The sequence below is a fragment of the Streptomyces sp. NPDC043427 genome, from assembly GCF_056436655.1.
This window is the reverse complement of the sequence record NZ_JBWKCC010000001.1, coordinates 406,769-421,777: the sequence shown is the minus strand read 5'-3', so window position 1 is coordinate 421,777 and position 15,009 is coordinate 406,769. Positions and strand designations below refer to the sequence as shown.

At 70.6% G+C, this 15,009-nt stretch carries 13 protein-coding genes; 5 read left to right on the top strand and 8 right to left on the bottom strand.

Annotated features, from left to right (window positions below; all coding sequences use genetic code 11):
* Positions 1-156: 156 nt before the first annotated feature.
* Entirely contained in the window at positions 157-1,911 is a 1,755-nt protein-coding gene (locus AC067M_RS01915) for an NAD+ synthase (RefSeq protein WP_478694996.1), read from the bottom strand.
* A 183-nt stretch (positions 1,912-2,094) separates the two neighbouring features.
* On the opposite strand from AC067M_RS01915, the gene AC067M_RS01910 reads away from it, so the two are divergent.
* Positions 2,095-2,247 (top strand): hypothetical protein, encoded by a 153-nt coding sequence (locus AC067M_RS01910; protein ID WP_478694995.1) that lies wholly within the window; start codon positions 2,095-2,097, stop codon positions 2,245-2,247.
* An 88-nt stretch (positions 2,248-2,335) separates the two neighbouring features.
* Here AC067M_RS01910 and AC067M_RS01905 read toward each other — a convergent pair whose 3' ends face one another.
* From AC067M_RS01905 to AC067M_RS01895, 3 genes are all read right to left on the bottom strand, one after another.
* On the bottom strand, positions 2,336-4,282 hold the full coding sequence (locus AC067M_RS01905; RefSeq protein WP_478694994.1) for a S53 family peptidase: 1,947 nt from the start codon (positions 4,280-4,282) through the stop codon (positions 2,336-2,338).
* Positions 4,283-4,430: 148 nt separating this feature from the next.
* Entirely contained in the window at positions 4,431-5,051 is a 621-nt protein-coding gene (locus AC067M_RS01900) for a DUF305 domain-containing protein (RefSeq protein ID WP_478694993.1), read from the bottom strand.
* Entirely contained in the window at positions 5,048-5,713 is a 666-nt protein-coding gene (locus AC067M_RS01895; RefSeq protein WP_478694992.1) for a DUF3105 domain-containing protein, read from the bottom strand. The genes AC067M_RS01900 and AC067M_RS01895 overlap by 4 nt, the downstream gene beginning before the upstream one ends.
* A 146-nt stretch (positions 5,714-5,859) precedes the next feature.
* Between AC067M_RS01895 and AC067M_RS01890 the strand changes: the two genes are divergently transcribed.
* Positions 5,860-6,294 (top strand): RrF2 family transcriptional regulator, encoded by a 435-nt coding sequence (locus AC067M_RS01890; RefSeq protein ID WP_478694991.1) that lies wholly within the window; start codon positions 5,860-5,862, stop codon positions 6,292-6,294.
* 26 nt (positions 6,295-6,320) lie between these two features.
* On the opposite strand, the gene AC067M_RS01885 is transcribed toward AC067M_RS01890, so the two are convergent.
* Positions 6,321-7,502, bottom strand: a complete 1,182-nt coding sequence (locus AC067M_RS01885) for a globin domain-containing protein (protein ID WP_478694990.1) — start codon at positions 7,500-7,502, stop codon at positions 6,321-6,323.
* A 324-nt stretch (positions 7,503-7,826) separates the two neighbouring features.
* Between AC067M_RS01885 and glnA the strand changes: the two genes are divergently transcribed.
* Positions 7,827-9,188, top strand: coding sequence for a type I glutamate--ammonia ligase (gene glnA / locus AC067M_RS01880; RefSeq protein ID WP_478694989.1), 1,362 nt, complete (start codon positions 7,827-7,829; stop codon positions 9,186-9,188).
* A 788-nt stretch (positions 9,189-9,976) separates the two neighbouring features.
* Here glnA and AC067M_RS01875 read toward each other — a convergent pair.
* Positions 9,977-10,153, bottom strand: coding sequence for a hypothetical protein (locus tag AC067M_RS01875; RefSeq protein ID WP_478694988.1), 177 nt, complete (start codon positions 10,151-10,153; stop codon positions 9,977-9,979).
* Positions 10,154-10,281: 128 nt separating this feature from the next.
* On the opposite strand from AC067M_RS01875, the gene AC067M_RS01870 reads away from it, so the two are divergent.
* Positions 10,282-10,692, top strand: a complete 411-nt coding sequence (locus tag AC067M_RS01870) for a hypothetical protein (protein ID WP_478694987.1) — start codon at positions 10,282-10,284, stop codon at positions 10,690-10,692.
* 14 nt (positions 10,693-10,706) lie between these two features.
* Here the strand turns inward: AC067M_RS01870 and AC067M_RS01865 are convergent, their stop codons facing one another.
* A complete protein-coding gene (locus AC067M_RS01865) occupies positions 10,707-13,703 on the bottom strand; it encodes a bifunctional [glutamine synthetase] adenylyltransferase/[glutamine synthetase]-adenylyl-L-tyrosine phosphorylase (RefSeq protein ID WP_478694986.1) in 2,997 nt (998 codons plus the stop codon).
* A 152-nt stretch (positions 13,704-13,855) separates the two neighbouring features.
* On the opposite strand from AC067M_RS01865, the gene AC067M_RS01860 reads away from it, so the two are divergent.
* Positions 13,856-14,296, top strand: coding sequence for a VOC family protein (locus tag AC067M_RS01860; RefSeq protein WP_478694985.1), 441 nt, complete (start codon positions 13,856-13,858; stop codon positions 14,294-14,296).
* Between the two features lie 9 nt (positions 14,297-14,305).
* On the opposite strand, the gene AC067M_RS01855 is transcribed toward AC067M_RS01860, so the two are convergent.
* Positions 14,306-14,800, bottom strand: coding sequence for a hypothetical protein (locus AC067M_RS01855; protein WP_478694984.1), 495 nt, complete (start codon positions 14,798-14,800; stop codon positions 14,306-14,308).
* Positions 14,801-15,009 lie beyond the last annotated feature (209 nt).

Below are 15,009 nucleotides of genomic sequence, written 5' to 3'. Positions count from 1 at the left end.
GGGGGAGGAAGAGGTGGCCGGAACACACACCCAGAAGATGGGGGGGGGGGGGGAGCCATCCCACGTTGGGTTCTTTCGGGGGAGGGACCCCCCCCCCCCCCCCCCCCCCCCCCTCACGCTTTCCCGGGGCCCCGCACGACTCGGAGCTCGGCGAAGCTACACCGACTCCCGCCAGCCGTTCGTGATCGGCAGCCTGCGGTCCTTGCCGAAGCCCTTCGCCGAGATCTTGGTGCCCGGCGGGTACTGGCGGCGCTTGTACTCGGCCGTGTCGACCATGCGGAGGGTCTTGGCGACGAGGGCCGGGTCGAAGCCGGCCGCGATGATCGCGTCGGCGCCCTGGTCACGGTCGACGTACAGGTCGAGGATCGCGTCGAGGACGGGATAGTCCGGCAGCGAGTCCGTGTCGACCTGGCCGGGCCGCAGCTCGGCGCTCGGGGGCTTGGTGATCGAGTTCTCCGGGATCGGCGGGGTCTGCCCCCGCTCCGCCGCCGCGCGGTTGCGCCACTGGGCCAGCCGGAAGATGGACGACTTGTACACGTCTTTGATGGGGCCGTACGCGCCCACCGAGTCGCCGTACAGCGTCGAGTAGCCCACCGCGAGCTCCGACTTGTTGCCCGGCGCCAGCACGATGTGGCCCTCCTGGTTGGAGATCGCCATCAGCATCGTGCCGCGCAGCCGCGACTGGAGGTTCTCCTCCGCCAGTCCCGTCAGGCCCAGCGAGCCCATGTACGCGTCGAACATCGGCTCGATCGCGACCGTACGGAAGTTCAGGCCGGTCCTGCGCGCCAGCTCCGCCGCGTCGCCCTTCGAGTGCTCCGAGGAGTACTTCGACGGCATCGACACGCCGTACACGTTCTGCGCGCCCACCGCGTCGCACGCGATGGCCGCGACGAGGGCCGAGTCGATACCGCCCGACAGACCGATCAGGACGGACTTGAAGCCGTTCTTGGCGACGTACGCCCGCAGGCCCACGACCAGCGCCGAGTAGACCTCCTCGTCGTCGTCCAGCCGGTCCGCGTAGCCGCCGGTGTGCTCCGGCTCGTACGCGGGCAGCGGGTCCTCGGAGAGGATCACCCGGTCGATGCGCAGACCGTCGTCCACCACGCCCTCGGGCGGGTTCGCCGACGCCGCCGGCAGGTCCAGGTCGAGGACCACACAGCCCTCGTCGAACTGCGGCGCCCGCGCGACGACTTCGCCGTGCCGGTCGACCACGATGGAGTCGCCGTCGAAGACCAGCTCGTCCTGGCCGCCCATCATGGCGAGGTAGGCGGTGGTGCAGCCCGCCTCCTGGGCGCGCTTGCGCACCAGCTCCAGGCGGGTGTCGTCCTTGTCGCGCTCGTAGGGGGAGGCGTTGATCGACAGCAGCAGACCGGCCCCGGCGGAGCGCGCGGCCGGGACACGGCCGCCGTCCTGCCAGAGGTCCTCGCAGATCGCGAGGGCCACGTCCACGCCGTGCACGCGCACCACCGGCATGGTGTCGCCGGGCACGAAGTAGCGGAACTCGTCGAAGACACCGTAGTTGGGCAGGTGGTGCTTGGCGTAGGCGAGGACCACCTCGCCGCGGTACAGCACCGCGCCCGCGTTGCGCGGGGCGCCGGCCGGCTGGCCGAACTTCGGTTGAGCCGTGTCGGAACGGTCGAGGTAGCCGACGACCACCGGGAGCTCGCCGAAGCCCTCCTCGGCGAGCCGGGCGGCGAGGGCGCGCAGGGCCGCGCGGGAGGCCTCGACGAACGAGGAGCGCAGGGCCAGGTCCTCGACGGGATACCCGGTCAGCACCATCTCCGGGAACGCCACGAGATGCGCTCCCTGCTCGGCGGAGTGCCGGGTCCAGCGGAGGATCGACTCGGTGTTCCCGGCGAGGTCGCCGACACGCGAGTCGATCTGGTTCAGAGCGAGGCGAAGTTGAGGCACGGGGCCCAGTCTAGACACCAGTAATCGTCAAAGCGACGCGATGGGGGTGTGGCCCAGCCCACGTGGCCGTGCCCCCGCCGCCGGGGAGGCCGCCGCCGAGAGAATGTGACCTGCGGTACTGCCAGGACGAGTGGTCGGCGGTGACTATGGGCTCGCGTATCCGGACAAGGAAAGCGACGCCTCATGGGTGAGCACGTGCACGTCCCGTTCAGCGAGTTTCTGGGCGTATCGGAGGACGGGGAGCTGGTCGAGCGGTCCCGCTGCCGCTGCGGGGTCGCGTCGACCAGGACGTACCGCGAGGAGGACGGAGAGCCGGACCCCTCGTCCTCGTCCTGATCGCCCCGCCGGCGCGGTGCGGCGGGACGGGAAGGCGCCCGCCCCCTCGGGAGGAGCGGGCGCCGGTGGCCGGGTCGCCGAGCAGGTGTCAGCGGCTCCGGTACGACTCCACGTAGCCGTTCGTGGGCGTGCCCACGCCGGTGACGTCGTCGTAGCCCTTGACCGCCTTCAGCGAGCTGTCCTTGCCGAGGCTGCGCACCGAGGTGAGCAGGCCGCCGGAGGCGTCGACGCTGTTGGCGAAGTCGACACGGGCCACCGCGAGGCCGGAGCCGGTCGGGTTGTCCGTGACGTCGTGGTAGACCTTCGAGCCGTACTTGGCGTAGATCGACGGGTTGGCGAACCCGATCGGCTTGCCGCCCCGCGCCTGCTGGGCGAGGGCCTGTACGGCCGCGATGACCGGGGAGGCCAGCGAGGTGCCGCCGATGCGGTACTCGCTGTACTGCTCCGAGCCGTCCGGGAAGGTCTGCGTCTGGCCCACCAGGAAGCCGGTGTTCGGGTCGGCGATCGCCGCGATGTCCGGCACGACACGATTGCCGTCGGCGCTGTTGGCCTTGGCGAGCGCGCCCGGAACGACACCCTTCTGGTACGCGGGCTCAGCCACCGTCTTGCTGGTGCCGCCGCCCGCGCCCGAGGTGAACACGCCGGGGAAGCCGGTCCAGCTCTTGCCGTCGGCCGACAGCGCGGCCTTCTCGGTGCCCCAGCCGGTCTCCCAGAGGTACTTGTCGCCCTTGCCGACCGCCAGCGAGGTGCCGCCGACCGCCGTCACCCACGCCGAGTTGGCCGGGGTGTCGACCTGCTTCGTACCGGTGTGGGCGACCTCGTCGCCGTTGTCGCCGGAGGAGAAGTAGAAGCCGATGCCCTCGACCGCGCCGAACTGGAAGACCTGGTCGTAGGCGGCCGCGAGGTCCGGCGTCTGGTTGGCCTCGATGTCGCCCCACGAGTTGGAGACGATGTCTGCCAGGTGGCCGTCGACGATCTTGCCGAGCGAGTCGAGCAGGTCGTCGTCGTAGCAGGAGGCGGCGCCGACGTAGGTGATCTGCGCGGCGGGCGCGACCGCGTGCACGGCCTCGACGTCGAGGGTCTCCTCGCCGTACCAGCCGGAGGCGTCGCACTCGTCGGGCTTCGTCTTCGTGTAGTTCTTGGGCAGGACCTGGCGCAGCTGGCCGCTGGTGTAGGCCGCGTCGCCGTTCTTCTTCGCGTAGGTGCCCGCGTCGAAGGCGATGGTCGGCGAGGCGTACGCGTCGGTGATGGCGACCCGCACCCCCTTGCCCGTGTACGTGCCGGCGCCGTACGCGGCCCGCAGCTGCTTGCCCGTGTAGCCCTTGACGGCGTACGGGATCTTCTTGCCGTACGCGTCCGGCAGCGTGGTCGCGATGTTCGAGCCGTAGTACGAGGAGAACGGCCCCGCGTTCTTGAACGCCGCGGTCGGACCGGGCAGTTGGTCGTCGTGGCTCGCCTTGTGCGGCGCGTTGTCCAGGCCGGTGACGGTCAGGACCGCGTCCTGCAGGCTCTCCGGGACGGAGGCCGTCCGCGACGCGGCGCGGTAGGTGTGCGAGCCCTTGGCGAAGTTGTGCAGCTGCGTGCCGAACGCCTTCTCCGCGGCGGCCACGTCACCGGTGACGGAGACGTAGTGCCGCGAGACGCCGGTGACCTTGAGGCCGGCCGACGTCAGCCAGGACTTCACGGCAGCCACCTGAGCCTTGGTCGCGCCGAAGCGGGCCTGCGCCTGCTGGGCGCTCAGGTACTTGCCGTACGCGGCCGACGTCGGGTCGGAGACAGCCTGGGCGTAGGCGGCCAGGCCGGCCTTGTCCCGGCCGGCGAGGTAGACGCGGAGGGAGACCTGGCTGCTGTCCGAGGTCGATCCCTTGTCCGCCTTGGCCGTGGCCCACGCGGGCTTGGTCCCGGCCAGCGTGTCACGGGCCGGGGCGTCCGCGGCGTGCGCCGCGGGTATGCCTAGCGCCAGCGCGCCCGCGAGCATCGGCAGTGTCGCTGCCAGGCTCACTCCGGCGCGCACCTTGGCGCGGTTGGATCTCATGGAACCCCCTGTGCGGTTCGTACGCGAGTGGATCACTCGACGGTCGCCACTCTTGCGATGAACCGTTCATGCCAGGGGAATGCGCAGGCCAAGAAGAACCAAGAAGAGGCCAAGTAACCTCAAGCCAGGGTGATTTGAGGCTTACGCCCTAGGGGCGTGGCTTGGCTCCCCGCTCCTTGAGCATGTCCGCCATCAGACCGATCTCCGACTGCTGCGCCTCCACCATGCCCTGCGCGAGCCGCTTCTCCACCCCGACCGTGCACTTGTCGACACAGCCCTGGGCCATGTGGACACCACCCTTGTGATGGTCCGTCATGAGCTGGAGGTAGAAGACCTCCGCCTGCCTGCCCTTGAGTGTGTTCAGCTTCTTCAGCTCGGTGTTGGTCGCCATGCCCGGCATCAGCGCGCCGTCCTTGCCGGAGGCCATGCCAGCCATGCCCATCCAGGTCATCGGCGCGTCCGACGACACCTTCGGCAGCCCCCACAGGTCCAGCCAGCCCAGCAGCATGCCGCGCTGGTTGGCCTGCGTCTGCGCGATGTCGTAGGCGAGCCGTCGCACCTCCTCGTCGGAGGTGCGGTCACGCACGATGTACGACATCTCGACGGCCTGCTGGTGATGCACCGCCATGTCCCGCGCGAACCCGGCGTCCGCCGAGTCGGCGACCGGCGTCTTCGCGTCCGAGCCGCCGTCCTCGGCGACGGAGTAGGTGATCGCCCCGGCCGCGACGAGCACACCCGCCACGGCCACGGCGACCCCGGCGAACCTCACTGCGACAGACCGTTCGTGCAGGCGGCACCGGGCTCAGGGGTCTGCTTGCCCTGCACGAACTTCTCGAAGAACTTGTCGACGTTCGGGTCCTTCGCGCTCGTCACCGTGCGCTGGTGCCCCCACGCCGTCAGCATGATCGGGGCCGCCTGCTTGTCGTCCGGGCTCATCAGCGTGTACGGCGTCTTCTTCACCTTCGCCGCGAGCGCGTCGACGTCCGCCTTCGAGGCCTTGCTGGTGTACGTCACCCAGACCGCGCCGTGCTCCAGCGAGTGCACCGCGTTCATGTTGTTCACGGCCTTGCCGTAGACGTCGCCGTTGCAGTTCATCCAGACCTGGTTGTGGTCACCGCCGACCGGGGGCTCCACCGGGTACTTCACGTCCCTGGTGACGTGGTTGCGCCCCAGCTTGCCCTTCCAGGTCTTCACGCCGTCCGCGCCGGTCGTGAACTTGCCCGAGGTCGTCTTCCCGTCGCTCGCCGTGCTGCTGTCGTCGGACTGCGACCGCACGAGCACGACCGTACCGACGACGAGAGCGGCGACCACCACCGTGCTGGCACCGATCGTGAGGATCCGGTTGCGGCGCTCACGGGCCTGCTCGGCGCGCCGCATCTCCTCTATCCGTGCCTTGCGCGCGGCGCTGGTGGTCTTCTTAGCGGAACCCATGGGGTGTGTCCTTCGGGGGGTGACGGGACGGACAGGAGGGACGAGCGGGTTCGCTGATCGTAATGGGGGAGAGCGGGCTCCTTGTAGGGCGGGCGAGGGAAAGGCGCATATTTGAAGCTCAGATGCGTATTACCTAGGCTGCCGGTATGCGGCTGTTGCGATCCACCGACCTGGCGCTGCGCGTCCTGATGCGGCTCGCCGTGGCGGGCGGTTCCACGCCCACCACCCGGGACGTGGCGGCCGACATGCAGGTCCCCTACACCCACCTCGCCAAGGTCGTCGCCGAGCTCCAGCACATGGGCCTGCTGGACGCCCGCCGGGGCAGGGGTGGCGGTCTCTCCCTCACGGAGCAGGGCCGTACGGCGTCGGTGGGCGCCGTGGTGCGCTCCTTCGAGGGCACCGGCGACGTCGTCGACTGCGAAGGCCCCACCCCCTGCCCCCTGAACTCCGCCTGCCGCCTGCGCGGCGCCCTGCGCCGGGCCCAGGAGGCGTTCTTCGCCTCGCTGGACCCGTTGACCGTGGCGGACGTCTCGGCGGAGCCGACGGGGCCGCTGCTGCTGGAGATCGCGCGGATGCCGTAACGGCTTCCTCACTGTTCGGCGATGACCTACCGCGCGATCCAGAGGTCCGGCCCGAACACCTCGTAGTGGATGTCGGACGGGGCGACCCCCTGCTCCAGCAGCTGGGCCCGCACCGCGCGCATGAACGGCAGCGGGCCGCACAGGTACGCGCGCGTGCCCGGCGCGACGGGCACGTCCGTGAGGTCGACGAGGCCGGTGCGGGTGCCCTGGGGCGCCTCCTGCTCGTACCAGAAGTGCACGGCCGCGTCCGGCAGCTTCGCCGCGTACGCCTCGTGGTCGGCGCGCAGGGCGTGATCGGCGGGGGAGCGGTCGCCGTGCACGACGGTGACCGGGGTGCTGTGGCCGCTCTCCGCGAGGTGCGCGAGCATCGCGACCATCGGGGTCACGCCGATGCCGGCCGAGGCCAGCAGCAGCGGGGCGTCGGAGGCGTCGTCGAGGACGAGGTCGCCGTACGGGGCCGACAGCTGGAGCACGCTGCCCTCGCGCACGCACGCGTGGAGGTGGTTCGAGACCTCGCCCTCCGGCGTCGTACCGCCGTGCACGCGCTTGACGCTGATCTGCCGCACCGTGTCGTCCGGCGCCCCGGAGAGGCTGTACTGCCGGATCTGGCGGGCGCCGTCCGGGAGCTGGACGCCGACGGAGACGTACTGTCCCGCGCAAAAGCCGGTCACCGGGCCGCCGTCGACGGGGCGCAGCCGGAAGGTGACGACGTCGGCGGTCTCCGCGACCCGCTCGACGACCTCCCAGTCCCGCCAGCCCGGCTCGCCGGCCTCCTCGTACAGGCGCTTCTCGATGGCGATCAGCGCGTTGGCCATCAGCCAGTAGACCTCGTCCCAGGCGGCCGCGACCTCGGGGGTGACGGCCTCGCCGAGGACGCCGGCGATGGCGGCGAAGAGGTGCTCGTGGACGACGTCGTACTGCTCGGGCGTGACGCCCAGGGAGGCGTGCTTGTGGGCGATGCGGCCCAGCATCGCGTCGGGCCGCTGGTCGGGCTGTGCGACCAGGTGGGTGGCGAACGCGGCGATGGAGCCGGCCAGTGCCTGGCGCTGGGTGCCGGCGGCCTGGTTGCCGCGGTTGAACAGGTCGCGGAGCAGTGCGGGGTGCGCGGCGAACAGTCCGGCGTAGAAGCGTTCGGTGATCTCACCGATGGCCGCAGAGACGGCGGGGAGCGTGGCGCGCACGGTCGCGGCGGACTGCTCGGACAGCATGAGGCCTCCTTGGGGCATGCGGGTGCTGCTGCCGGTCGGCTTGTGACCGGTCGGCTGGTGCCGGTTGGCGACACAATTCTTGCATCTGAGATGCAAATTAAGAGACGGGGGGTGGGCGGCCATACCGGATGTCGGTCTCAGCAGGCACTATGGGCCTCAGAGCTGTACACCTGCCGTACGGAAGGCGTTCGGCCCGGAGTCGCCGCGACGATCAAGGTCCGCAACGCGCATGAAATGCTGTTGTGGTGGGATGCTCGGGTGCCCGACCGCCTCCCGCGGTTCCGGAGACAGGCGGCCTGACCAGCAAGGATGGGGAAGCGGAAGATGGACAAGCAGCAGGAGTTCGTGCTCCGGACGTTGGAGGAGCGTGACATCCGGTTCGTACGCCTGTGGTTCACGGACGTGCTGGGCTTCCTCAAGTCGGTCGCCGTGGCCCCGGCCGAGCTGGAGCAGGCCTTCGACGAGGGCATCGGCTTCGACGGCTCGGCGATCGAGGGCTTCGCCCGTGTCTACGAGTCCGACATGATCGCCAAGCCCGACCCGTCGACGTTCCAGGTCCTGCCCTGGCGCGCGGAGGCCCCCGGCACCGCCCGCATGTTCTGCGACATCCTCATGCCGGACGGCTCCCCGTCCTTCGCCGACCCCCGGTACGTGCTGAAGCGCGCCCTGGCCCGCACCTCCGACCTGGGCTTCACCTTCTACACCCACCCCGAGATCGAGTTCTTCCTGCTGAAGGACCGGCCGCTGGACGGCTCGCGCCCGACCCCGGCCGACAACTCGGGTTACTTCGATCACACCCCGCAGAACATCGGCATGGACTTCCGCCGCCAGGCGATCACCATGCTGGAGTCGATGGGCATCTCGGTCGAGTTCTCCCACCACGAGGGCGCGCCGGGCCAGCAGGAGATCGACCTGCGCTACGCGGACGCGCTGTCCACGGCCGACAACATCATGACCTTCCGCCTGGTCATGAAGCAGGTCGCGCTGGAGCAGGGCGTCCAGGCGACCTTCATGCCTAAGCCGTTCTCGGAGCACCCGGGCAGCGGCATGCACACCCACCTCTCGCTCTTCGAGGGCGACCGCAACGCGTTCTACGAGTCGGGCTCGGAGTACCAGCTCTCCAAGGTCGGCCGCTCCTTCATCGCGGGCCTGCTGAAGCACGCCGCGGAGATCGCCGCGGTCACCAACCAGTGGGTCAACTCCTACAAGCGCATCTGGGGCGGCGCCGAACGCACCGCGGGCGCCGGCGGCGAGGCCCCCTCCTACATCTGCTGGGGCCACAACAACCGCTCCGCCCTGGTGCGCGTCCCCATGTACAAGCCCGGCAAGACCGGCTCGGCACGCGTCGAGGTCCGCTCGCTGGACTCGGGCGCGAACCCGTACCTGGCGTACGCGGTGCTGCTGGCGGCCGGCCTGAAGGGCATCGAGGAGGGCTACGAACTCCCCCCCGGCGCCGAGGACGACGTCTGGGCCCTCTCCGACGCCGAACGCCGCGCCATGGGCATCGAGCCGCTCCCGCAGAACCTCGGCGAGGCGCTCACCCTGATGGAACGCAGCGACCTCGTCGCCGAGACACTGGGCGAGCACGTCTTCGACTTCTTCCTCCGCAACAAGCGGCAGGAGTGGGAGGAGTACCGCAGCGAGGTCACGGCGTTCGAGCTGCGGAAGAACCTGCCGGTGCTGTAAGGGGTCCTTGCACTATGAGCGTCCGATCAGGTCGCGTGGTCTGGTGCCGTGCATCGCAAGGCGCCGGAGAGCCCTGGATGGGGGCGCCCCGCTCGAGCGCAGCCGAGAGTGGGGGAGGAGCTACCTGGGCTTTTCGGCAACGCGGCGAGGTGCGGTGCCAGGCCGCGCGACCCGGACGGGCATAGTCCAAGGATCCCTAAGCGCGGGTCAGGGCGGTTTCGTTCTCGTATGCACTCCGGGGCTGGTGGCAGTTGACCGCCGGCCCCGGAGTCGTCTGAGCTCTCCGCGGCGGCAGTCGCGGAGAAACTTTCAACTCTTCATGCGGGCGAAGGCATGCCCGCCGCGGGCGTGGACCCGGCGGTGCGAGGCGTTGTGATCTGCCTTCTCTTGGCGGAGTCCGCAGCCGAGCCCGAGATCGACTGATGCGCGAAAGCGCTCTGGCAACGGTTCTTGGCCAAGTGGCCATGGTGGACAGCCGTGATGGCGTGCGTCCGATTGGCGTCTCTGGCCGAGATGTTGTCCATGCGGATGCCCGCGCCAACGCCCCCCCATGTGGCGCGCGTCACTATTGACCGGCACGTTCGACCGACACATGATCACCACAGCTTGTAAGGAAAATCTAAAGAAACGGGTGGGGTGTGTTGACGCACAGACGTCGGCGCGATTGGCGCCGGGCGATCGGGAGCGGCGCGATAGCCGTCGCTCTCCTGGGGGGGTGCGGTTCCGGCCACCGCCGTCGCGGCGACCCCGGCGTTCGCCGACGAGGGAGGGACCTCGGCGAAGGCCGATCACACTCCGGAGTCGGAGGCCAGTGCCCTCGCTGCGAAGAGCGGTGAGCGCGTGGAGGTGAAGGCGAAGACCACCGAGTCCGCGCAGCTGTTCGCCAACCCGGACGGCACCTTCACCCAGGAGATGAACGCGGCCCCGGTCCGCGCCCAGGAGGACGACGGCCGCTGGGCCCCCATCGACACCACCCTCGTGCGCGACGCCGACGGCTCCCTGCGGGCCAGGAACACCACGGCGCCCGTTGCGGGGAGACGGCTCCTTCGTCTCCCCGCAACGGGGGTCGCGCCTACTGTCTGGAAAACCTCGCATGACGAACATCGCTCCCCTCGGAATATTCGGCAGGATCGCGAGCCAGTCCGCCTTCGCGGAAAACGCCGACGAACTTCGTCGGCGAGTGGGCGAGATTCCCGAGGGGGAGCGGGAAAAGATCGCCGAATATCTTCGCTCCGGCACTCCGATCATCGCCCTGATGGGATTCTCGGAGGACATTCTGGGCAACAAGTTCTCCCGCTCCGGCGGCACCGCCATCATGAGCGACGGCCGCTTCTTCTGGCGGCTCGACGCGGCCGACTACGTGGAGCACTACGGGATCGGGCTTCCCGAGGAGTTCATCGCCCACGGCACCGCCCGTCAGTGGATCGCCCCGACCCTCTCCCGCGACGAGGTCATCGACGTCGACGACCGCCTCGGCGAACTGAGGCGAGCCGGGGCCCTGTGACCTGAGCTGATCACCTACCCTCCGTAGAACAGCGAATCCACGACGCCCCGGGCCCGGCGGCCCGTGCGCCGGTACGCGTCCAGGAGTTCTCCCACGTGTCCGGGGCCGTAGCCCAGATAGCGGCCGACGGCTGCCAGTTCTCGGCTCTCCGAGGGGAAGGTGTCGCCGGCCCGGCCGCGGACCAGCATCACCGCGTTGCGTACCCGGGTGGCCAGGACCCAGGCCTCGTCGAGGGTCGCCGCGTCCTCGTCGGTGATGAGGCCGGCCTCGTGGGCCGCGGACAGGGCCTCGCGGGTGCGGGTGGTGCGTAGGCCCGGGAGGTGCCAGGCATGCTGGAGTTGGAGGAGTTGGACGGTCCATTCCACGTCGGACAGGCCGCCCGGGCCCAGCTTGGTGTGGAGTTTGGGGTCAGTGCCGCGGGGGAGGCGTTCTGATTCCATGCGGGCCTTCAGGCGGCGGATCTCGCGAACGGACTCCTCCTCGAGGCCCCGGACCGGGTAGCGCAGGGGGGCGATCAGGTCGATGAAACGCCGGCCCAATTCCTCGTCGCCGGCCACGAACTCCGCCCGGAGCAGCGCTTGGGACTCCCATACGAGGGACCAGCGGCGGTAGTAGGCCTCGTAGGACTTCAGGGTTCGTACCAGGGGGCCGGACTTGCCCTCGGGGCGCAGGTCCGCGTCGATCAGGAGGGGGGGATCCGCGCTGGGCATCTGGAGGAGGCGGCGCATCTCGGAGACGACCTTGTTCGCGGCGTCGGCGGCCTCGCGGTCCTCGACGCCGTCACGTGGCTCGTGCACGAAGATGACGTCCGCGTCCGAACCGTAGCCGAGCTCGTGCCCCCCGAAGCGGCCCATGCCGATGATCGCGAAACGGGTGGGCAGCTCGTCGCCCCAGCCCTCCCGCACCACCGCGCGCAACGTTCCGGCGAGCGTCGCCGCCGTCAGGTCCGACACCGCGCCGCCCACCAGGTCCACGAGGGCGCCCTGGTCGGCCTCGGCGGGCTGGGCCTCCGTGCCGTAGGAGCCGACGATGTCCGCGGCGGCCGTACGGAACAGCTCGCGGCGGCGGACACCGCGTGCGGCCGTGACCGCCTGGGCGGCGCCCTCCGCGCGGCGCACCGCCGCGAGGATCTCCTGGTCCAGGTGGGCGAGGCCCCGGGGCTCGAGCCCGCCGCCGTTGCCGTTCCCGAGCAGCGCCACGGCCTCCGGCGCGCGCATCAGCAGGTCGGGTGCCAGACGGCCCGCCGACAGTACCCGGGCCAGGTTCTCGGCAGCCGCGCCCTCGTCGCGCAGCAGGCGGAGGTACCACGGTGTTTTGCCCAGCGCGTCCGACACCTTGCGGAAGTTGAGCAGGCCCGCGTCCGGGTCGGCGGAGTCCGCGAACCAGCCGAGGAGGACGGGGAGGAGGGTGCGTTGGATCGCGGCCTTGCGGGAGACCCCGGAGGCCAGGGCCTCCAGGTGCCGCAGCGCCGCCGCCGGGTCCGCGTATCCGAGCGCGACCAGCCGTTCGCGTGCCGCTTCCGGGCTCAACCTGGCCTCGCCGGGGCCGAGTTGCGCTACCGCGTCGAGCAGCGGACGGTAGAAGAGCTTCTCGTGCAGGCGTCGTACGACACCGGCGTGCCGCTTCCACTCGCGGGTCAGCTCGTTGACCGGATCCGTGCGCAGGTCCAGCGAGCGGCCGATGCGGCGCAGGTCGCCCTCGCCCTCGGGGACGAGGTGGGTGCGGCGCAGCCGGTACAGCTGGATGCGGTGCTCCATGGAACGCAGGAAGCGGTACGCCTCGTCGAGCCGGCCGGCGTCCTCGCGGCCTACGTAGCCGCCCGCCGCCAGTGCCTGGAGCGCGTCCAGCGTCGTGCCGCTGCGCAGGGACGCGTCGGTGCGGCCGTGCACCAGCTGGAGGAGCTGTACGGCGAACTCGACGTCCCGCAGGCCTCCCGGGCCCAGCTTCAGCTCGCGCTCGACCTCTGCGGCGGGGATGTTCTCGACCACGCGGCGCCGCATCTTCTGCACGTCGGCGACGAAGTTCTCCCGCTCGGCGGCCTGCCACACCAGTGGCTCCACCGCGGCGACGTACTCCTCCCCGAGGTGGAGGTCGCCGGCCACCGGGCGTGCCTTGAGGAGCGCCTGGAACTCCCAGGTCTTGGCCCAGCGCTGGTAGTAGGCGAGGTGGCTGCTGAGCGTGCGGACGAGGGGGCCGTTGCGGCCCTCGGGGCGCAGGTTGGCGTCGACCGGCCAGATCGAGCCCTCGACGGTCGTCTCCGAGCAGATCCGCATCATGTGCGAGGCGAGTTTGGTGGCGGCGCGGAGTGCCTTTCCTTCGTCGGCGCCGTCGACCGCTTCTCCTACGAAGATCACGTCGACGTCCGAGACGTAGTTCAGCTCGTGGCCGCCGCACTTGCCCATCGCGATCACCGCGAGTCGGCACAGCGCCGCGTCCTCGGGTGCGGCGGCCTGGGCGAGGCCGAGCGCGGCCCGTAGCGTCGCGGTCGCGAGGTCGGCGAGTTCGGCGGCGGTTTCGGCCACATCGGTGGTGCCGCACACGTCGCGTGCCGCGATCGACAGCAGGCAGCGGCGGTAGGCGACGCGCAGGGACACCGGGTCGGAGGCCTCGGCCAGACCCCGCTCGAACTCCTCCACCCCGGGGTGCAGGTCGCGGGGCTCGTACATGACCAGGGCGTGCCAGTCCCGCGGGTGGCGGGCCAGGTGGTCGGCGAGGGCGGCCGAGGCGCCCAGCACACCGAGCAGACGGTCGCGCAGCGGCTTGGCCGCTATCAGCGTGTCCAGCAGTTCGCGGTGGGCGGTGGGGTCGGACTGCGCCTCCAGGAGGCGTACGAGACCGTGCAGCGCCAGGTCGGGGTCGGCGGTGCCGCCCAGGGCCTCCAGGAGGAACGGGTCGTTGCGGACCGGTGCGAGTTCTCCGCTCTCCAGGAGTCGCTCGGCGGCCGACGGGTCGGTGAAACCGTGCCGCAGCAGCCTGGAGAAGGTGCTGCTTCTGCGCCCAGGCGCCATCATGCCCGGCCTCCCGTCGGATCCGAGGTTCTGCGTGGCCGTCGATCAAGGTCGTACGCGCTTGAGCGTAACCCGGGCCGCTGGGCTGGCGCGCCGTTCGGGTTTCAGGTTCTGTGGACAGGCATGCGTACGCCCCTGCCGAGAGGAGTCACGCCATGGACATGAGTCTCGAAGTCGTCCTGCTGCCGGTGTCCGATGTGGACCGGGCCAAGGAGTTCTACCGCGACAAGGTCGGCTTTCATGTCGATCTCGACGGTGAGGTGATGGAAGGGGTGCGGATCGTGCAGCTGACTCCGCCGGGGTCGGGGTGTTCGATCGCGCTCGTCGACGGTCTTCAGGTGCCCACGGGCACGCCGCAGCCCGGGACGTACCACGGGCTGCAGCTGTGCGTGACGGATGCGAAGGCGGCGTACGACGAGCTGACGGCGCGCGGGCTGGAGGTCAGCGAGCCGCAGCAGTTCGCTCCGCAGGACGGGGCCACGTTCATGTACTTCAAGGACCCCGACGGGAATGGGTGGGCGATTCAGGAGTACCGGAAGCGGGCGACCGAGCCGTTGCACAAGGTGCTGGCCGAGCTGGCCGCCCGGGGGGAGTGAGCACTGCGTCTACGTCGTTCCGGTCTGGGCGTACCGGCAGCCCTCCAGGCGCCGGTACCACCAGACCTCGGGGCGCCATACGCGGCGGGTGTCGGCGAAGGGGTCCGGGAGCGTGCGGGCGAGGTAGACGGCGTCGAGGGAGGCGATGAGGCGGCCCAGCTCTGCACGGGCGCGGGGTGGCAGGCTGTGGAGGACCATGTCGAGCACGTCGCGGCAGTGCCGGACGTCCGCGAGGGAGCAGCCTCGGCAGCCGCAGTCGTCCAGGTACGGGTAGCGGGGGCGGTGTCCCGGTGGGGTCAGGAAGGCCCGGTAGCGGCGTAGGGCGCGGTCGGTCACGCCGGGGAAGACGTCGTAGTCGCGGTCGAGTGCCTCGTAGCTGTGGATGGCGAGGCTGGTGCGGGTGGAGAGGCCGTGGATGCGGGCGGGGGTGGGGGTGTTCCATCCGCGCGGGCGGTGTTCGGGCGGCTGCGTCGTGCGCAGCTTGCCGGGCCGGTTACGCGGCATCGGCCTTTCGGTGGGGTGCTGTGATCGTCATGTGAGTGATCGTCATGGGGGTCATGATGCCGGACGGTGTGGCTCGCGCCAACCCACGGCGGGTGGGTCGGGGGCGTAGCGGGGGGGGGGGGGGGGGGGGGGGGGGGGGGGGGGGGGGGGGGGGGGGGGAGGGGGGGGGGGGGGGGGGGAGGGGGGGGGAGGGGGGAGGGGAGGGGACA

Coding starts and splice junctions, on each gene's coding strand:
- AC067M_RS01910 (WP_478694995.1), top strand. CDS start 2,095: ATGGGTGAGCACGTGCACGTCCCGTTCAGCGAGTTTCTGGGCGTATCG.
- AC067M_RS01905 (WP_478694994.1), bottom strand. CDS start 4,282: ATGAGATCCAACCGCGCCAAGGTGCGCGCCGGAGTGAGCCTGGCAGCG.
- AC067M_RS01895 (WP_478694992.1), bottom strand. CDS start 5,713: ATGGGTTCCGCTAAGAAGACCACCAGCGCCGCGCGCAAGGCACGGATA.
- AC067M_RS01890 (WP_478694991.1), top strand. CDS start 5,860: ATGCGGCTGTTGCGATCCACCGACCTGGCGCTGCGCGTCCTGATGCGG.
- AC067M_RS01885 (WP_478694990.1), bottom strand. CDS start 7,502: ATGCTGTCCGAGCAGTCCGCCGCGACCGTGCGCGCCACGCTCCCCGCC.
- glnA (WP_478694989.1), top strand. CDS start 7,827: ATGGACAAGCAGCAGGAGTTCGTGCTCCGGACGTTGGAGGAGCGTGAC.
- AC067M_RS01875 (WP_478694988.1), bottom strand. CDS start 10,153: ATGGGGGCCCAGCGGCCGTCGTCCTCCTGGGCGCGGACCGGGGCCGCG.
- AC067M_RS01870 (WP_478694987.1), top strand. CDS start 10,282: ATGACGAACATCGCTCCCCTCGGAATATTCGGCAGGATCGCGAGCCAG.
- AC067M_RS01865 (WP_478694986.1), bottom strand. CDS start 13,703: ATGATGGCGCCTGGGCGCAGAAGCAGCACCTTCTCCAGGCTGCTGCGG.
- AC067M_RS01860 (WP_478694985.1), top strand. CDS start 13,856: ATGGACATGAGTCTCGAAGTCGTCCTGCTGCCGGTGTCCGATGTGGAC.
- AC067M_RS01855 (WP_478694984.1), bottom strand. CDS start 14,800: ATGCCGCGTAACCGGCCCGGCAAGCTGCGCACGACGCAGCCGCCCGAA.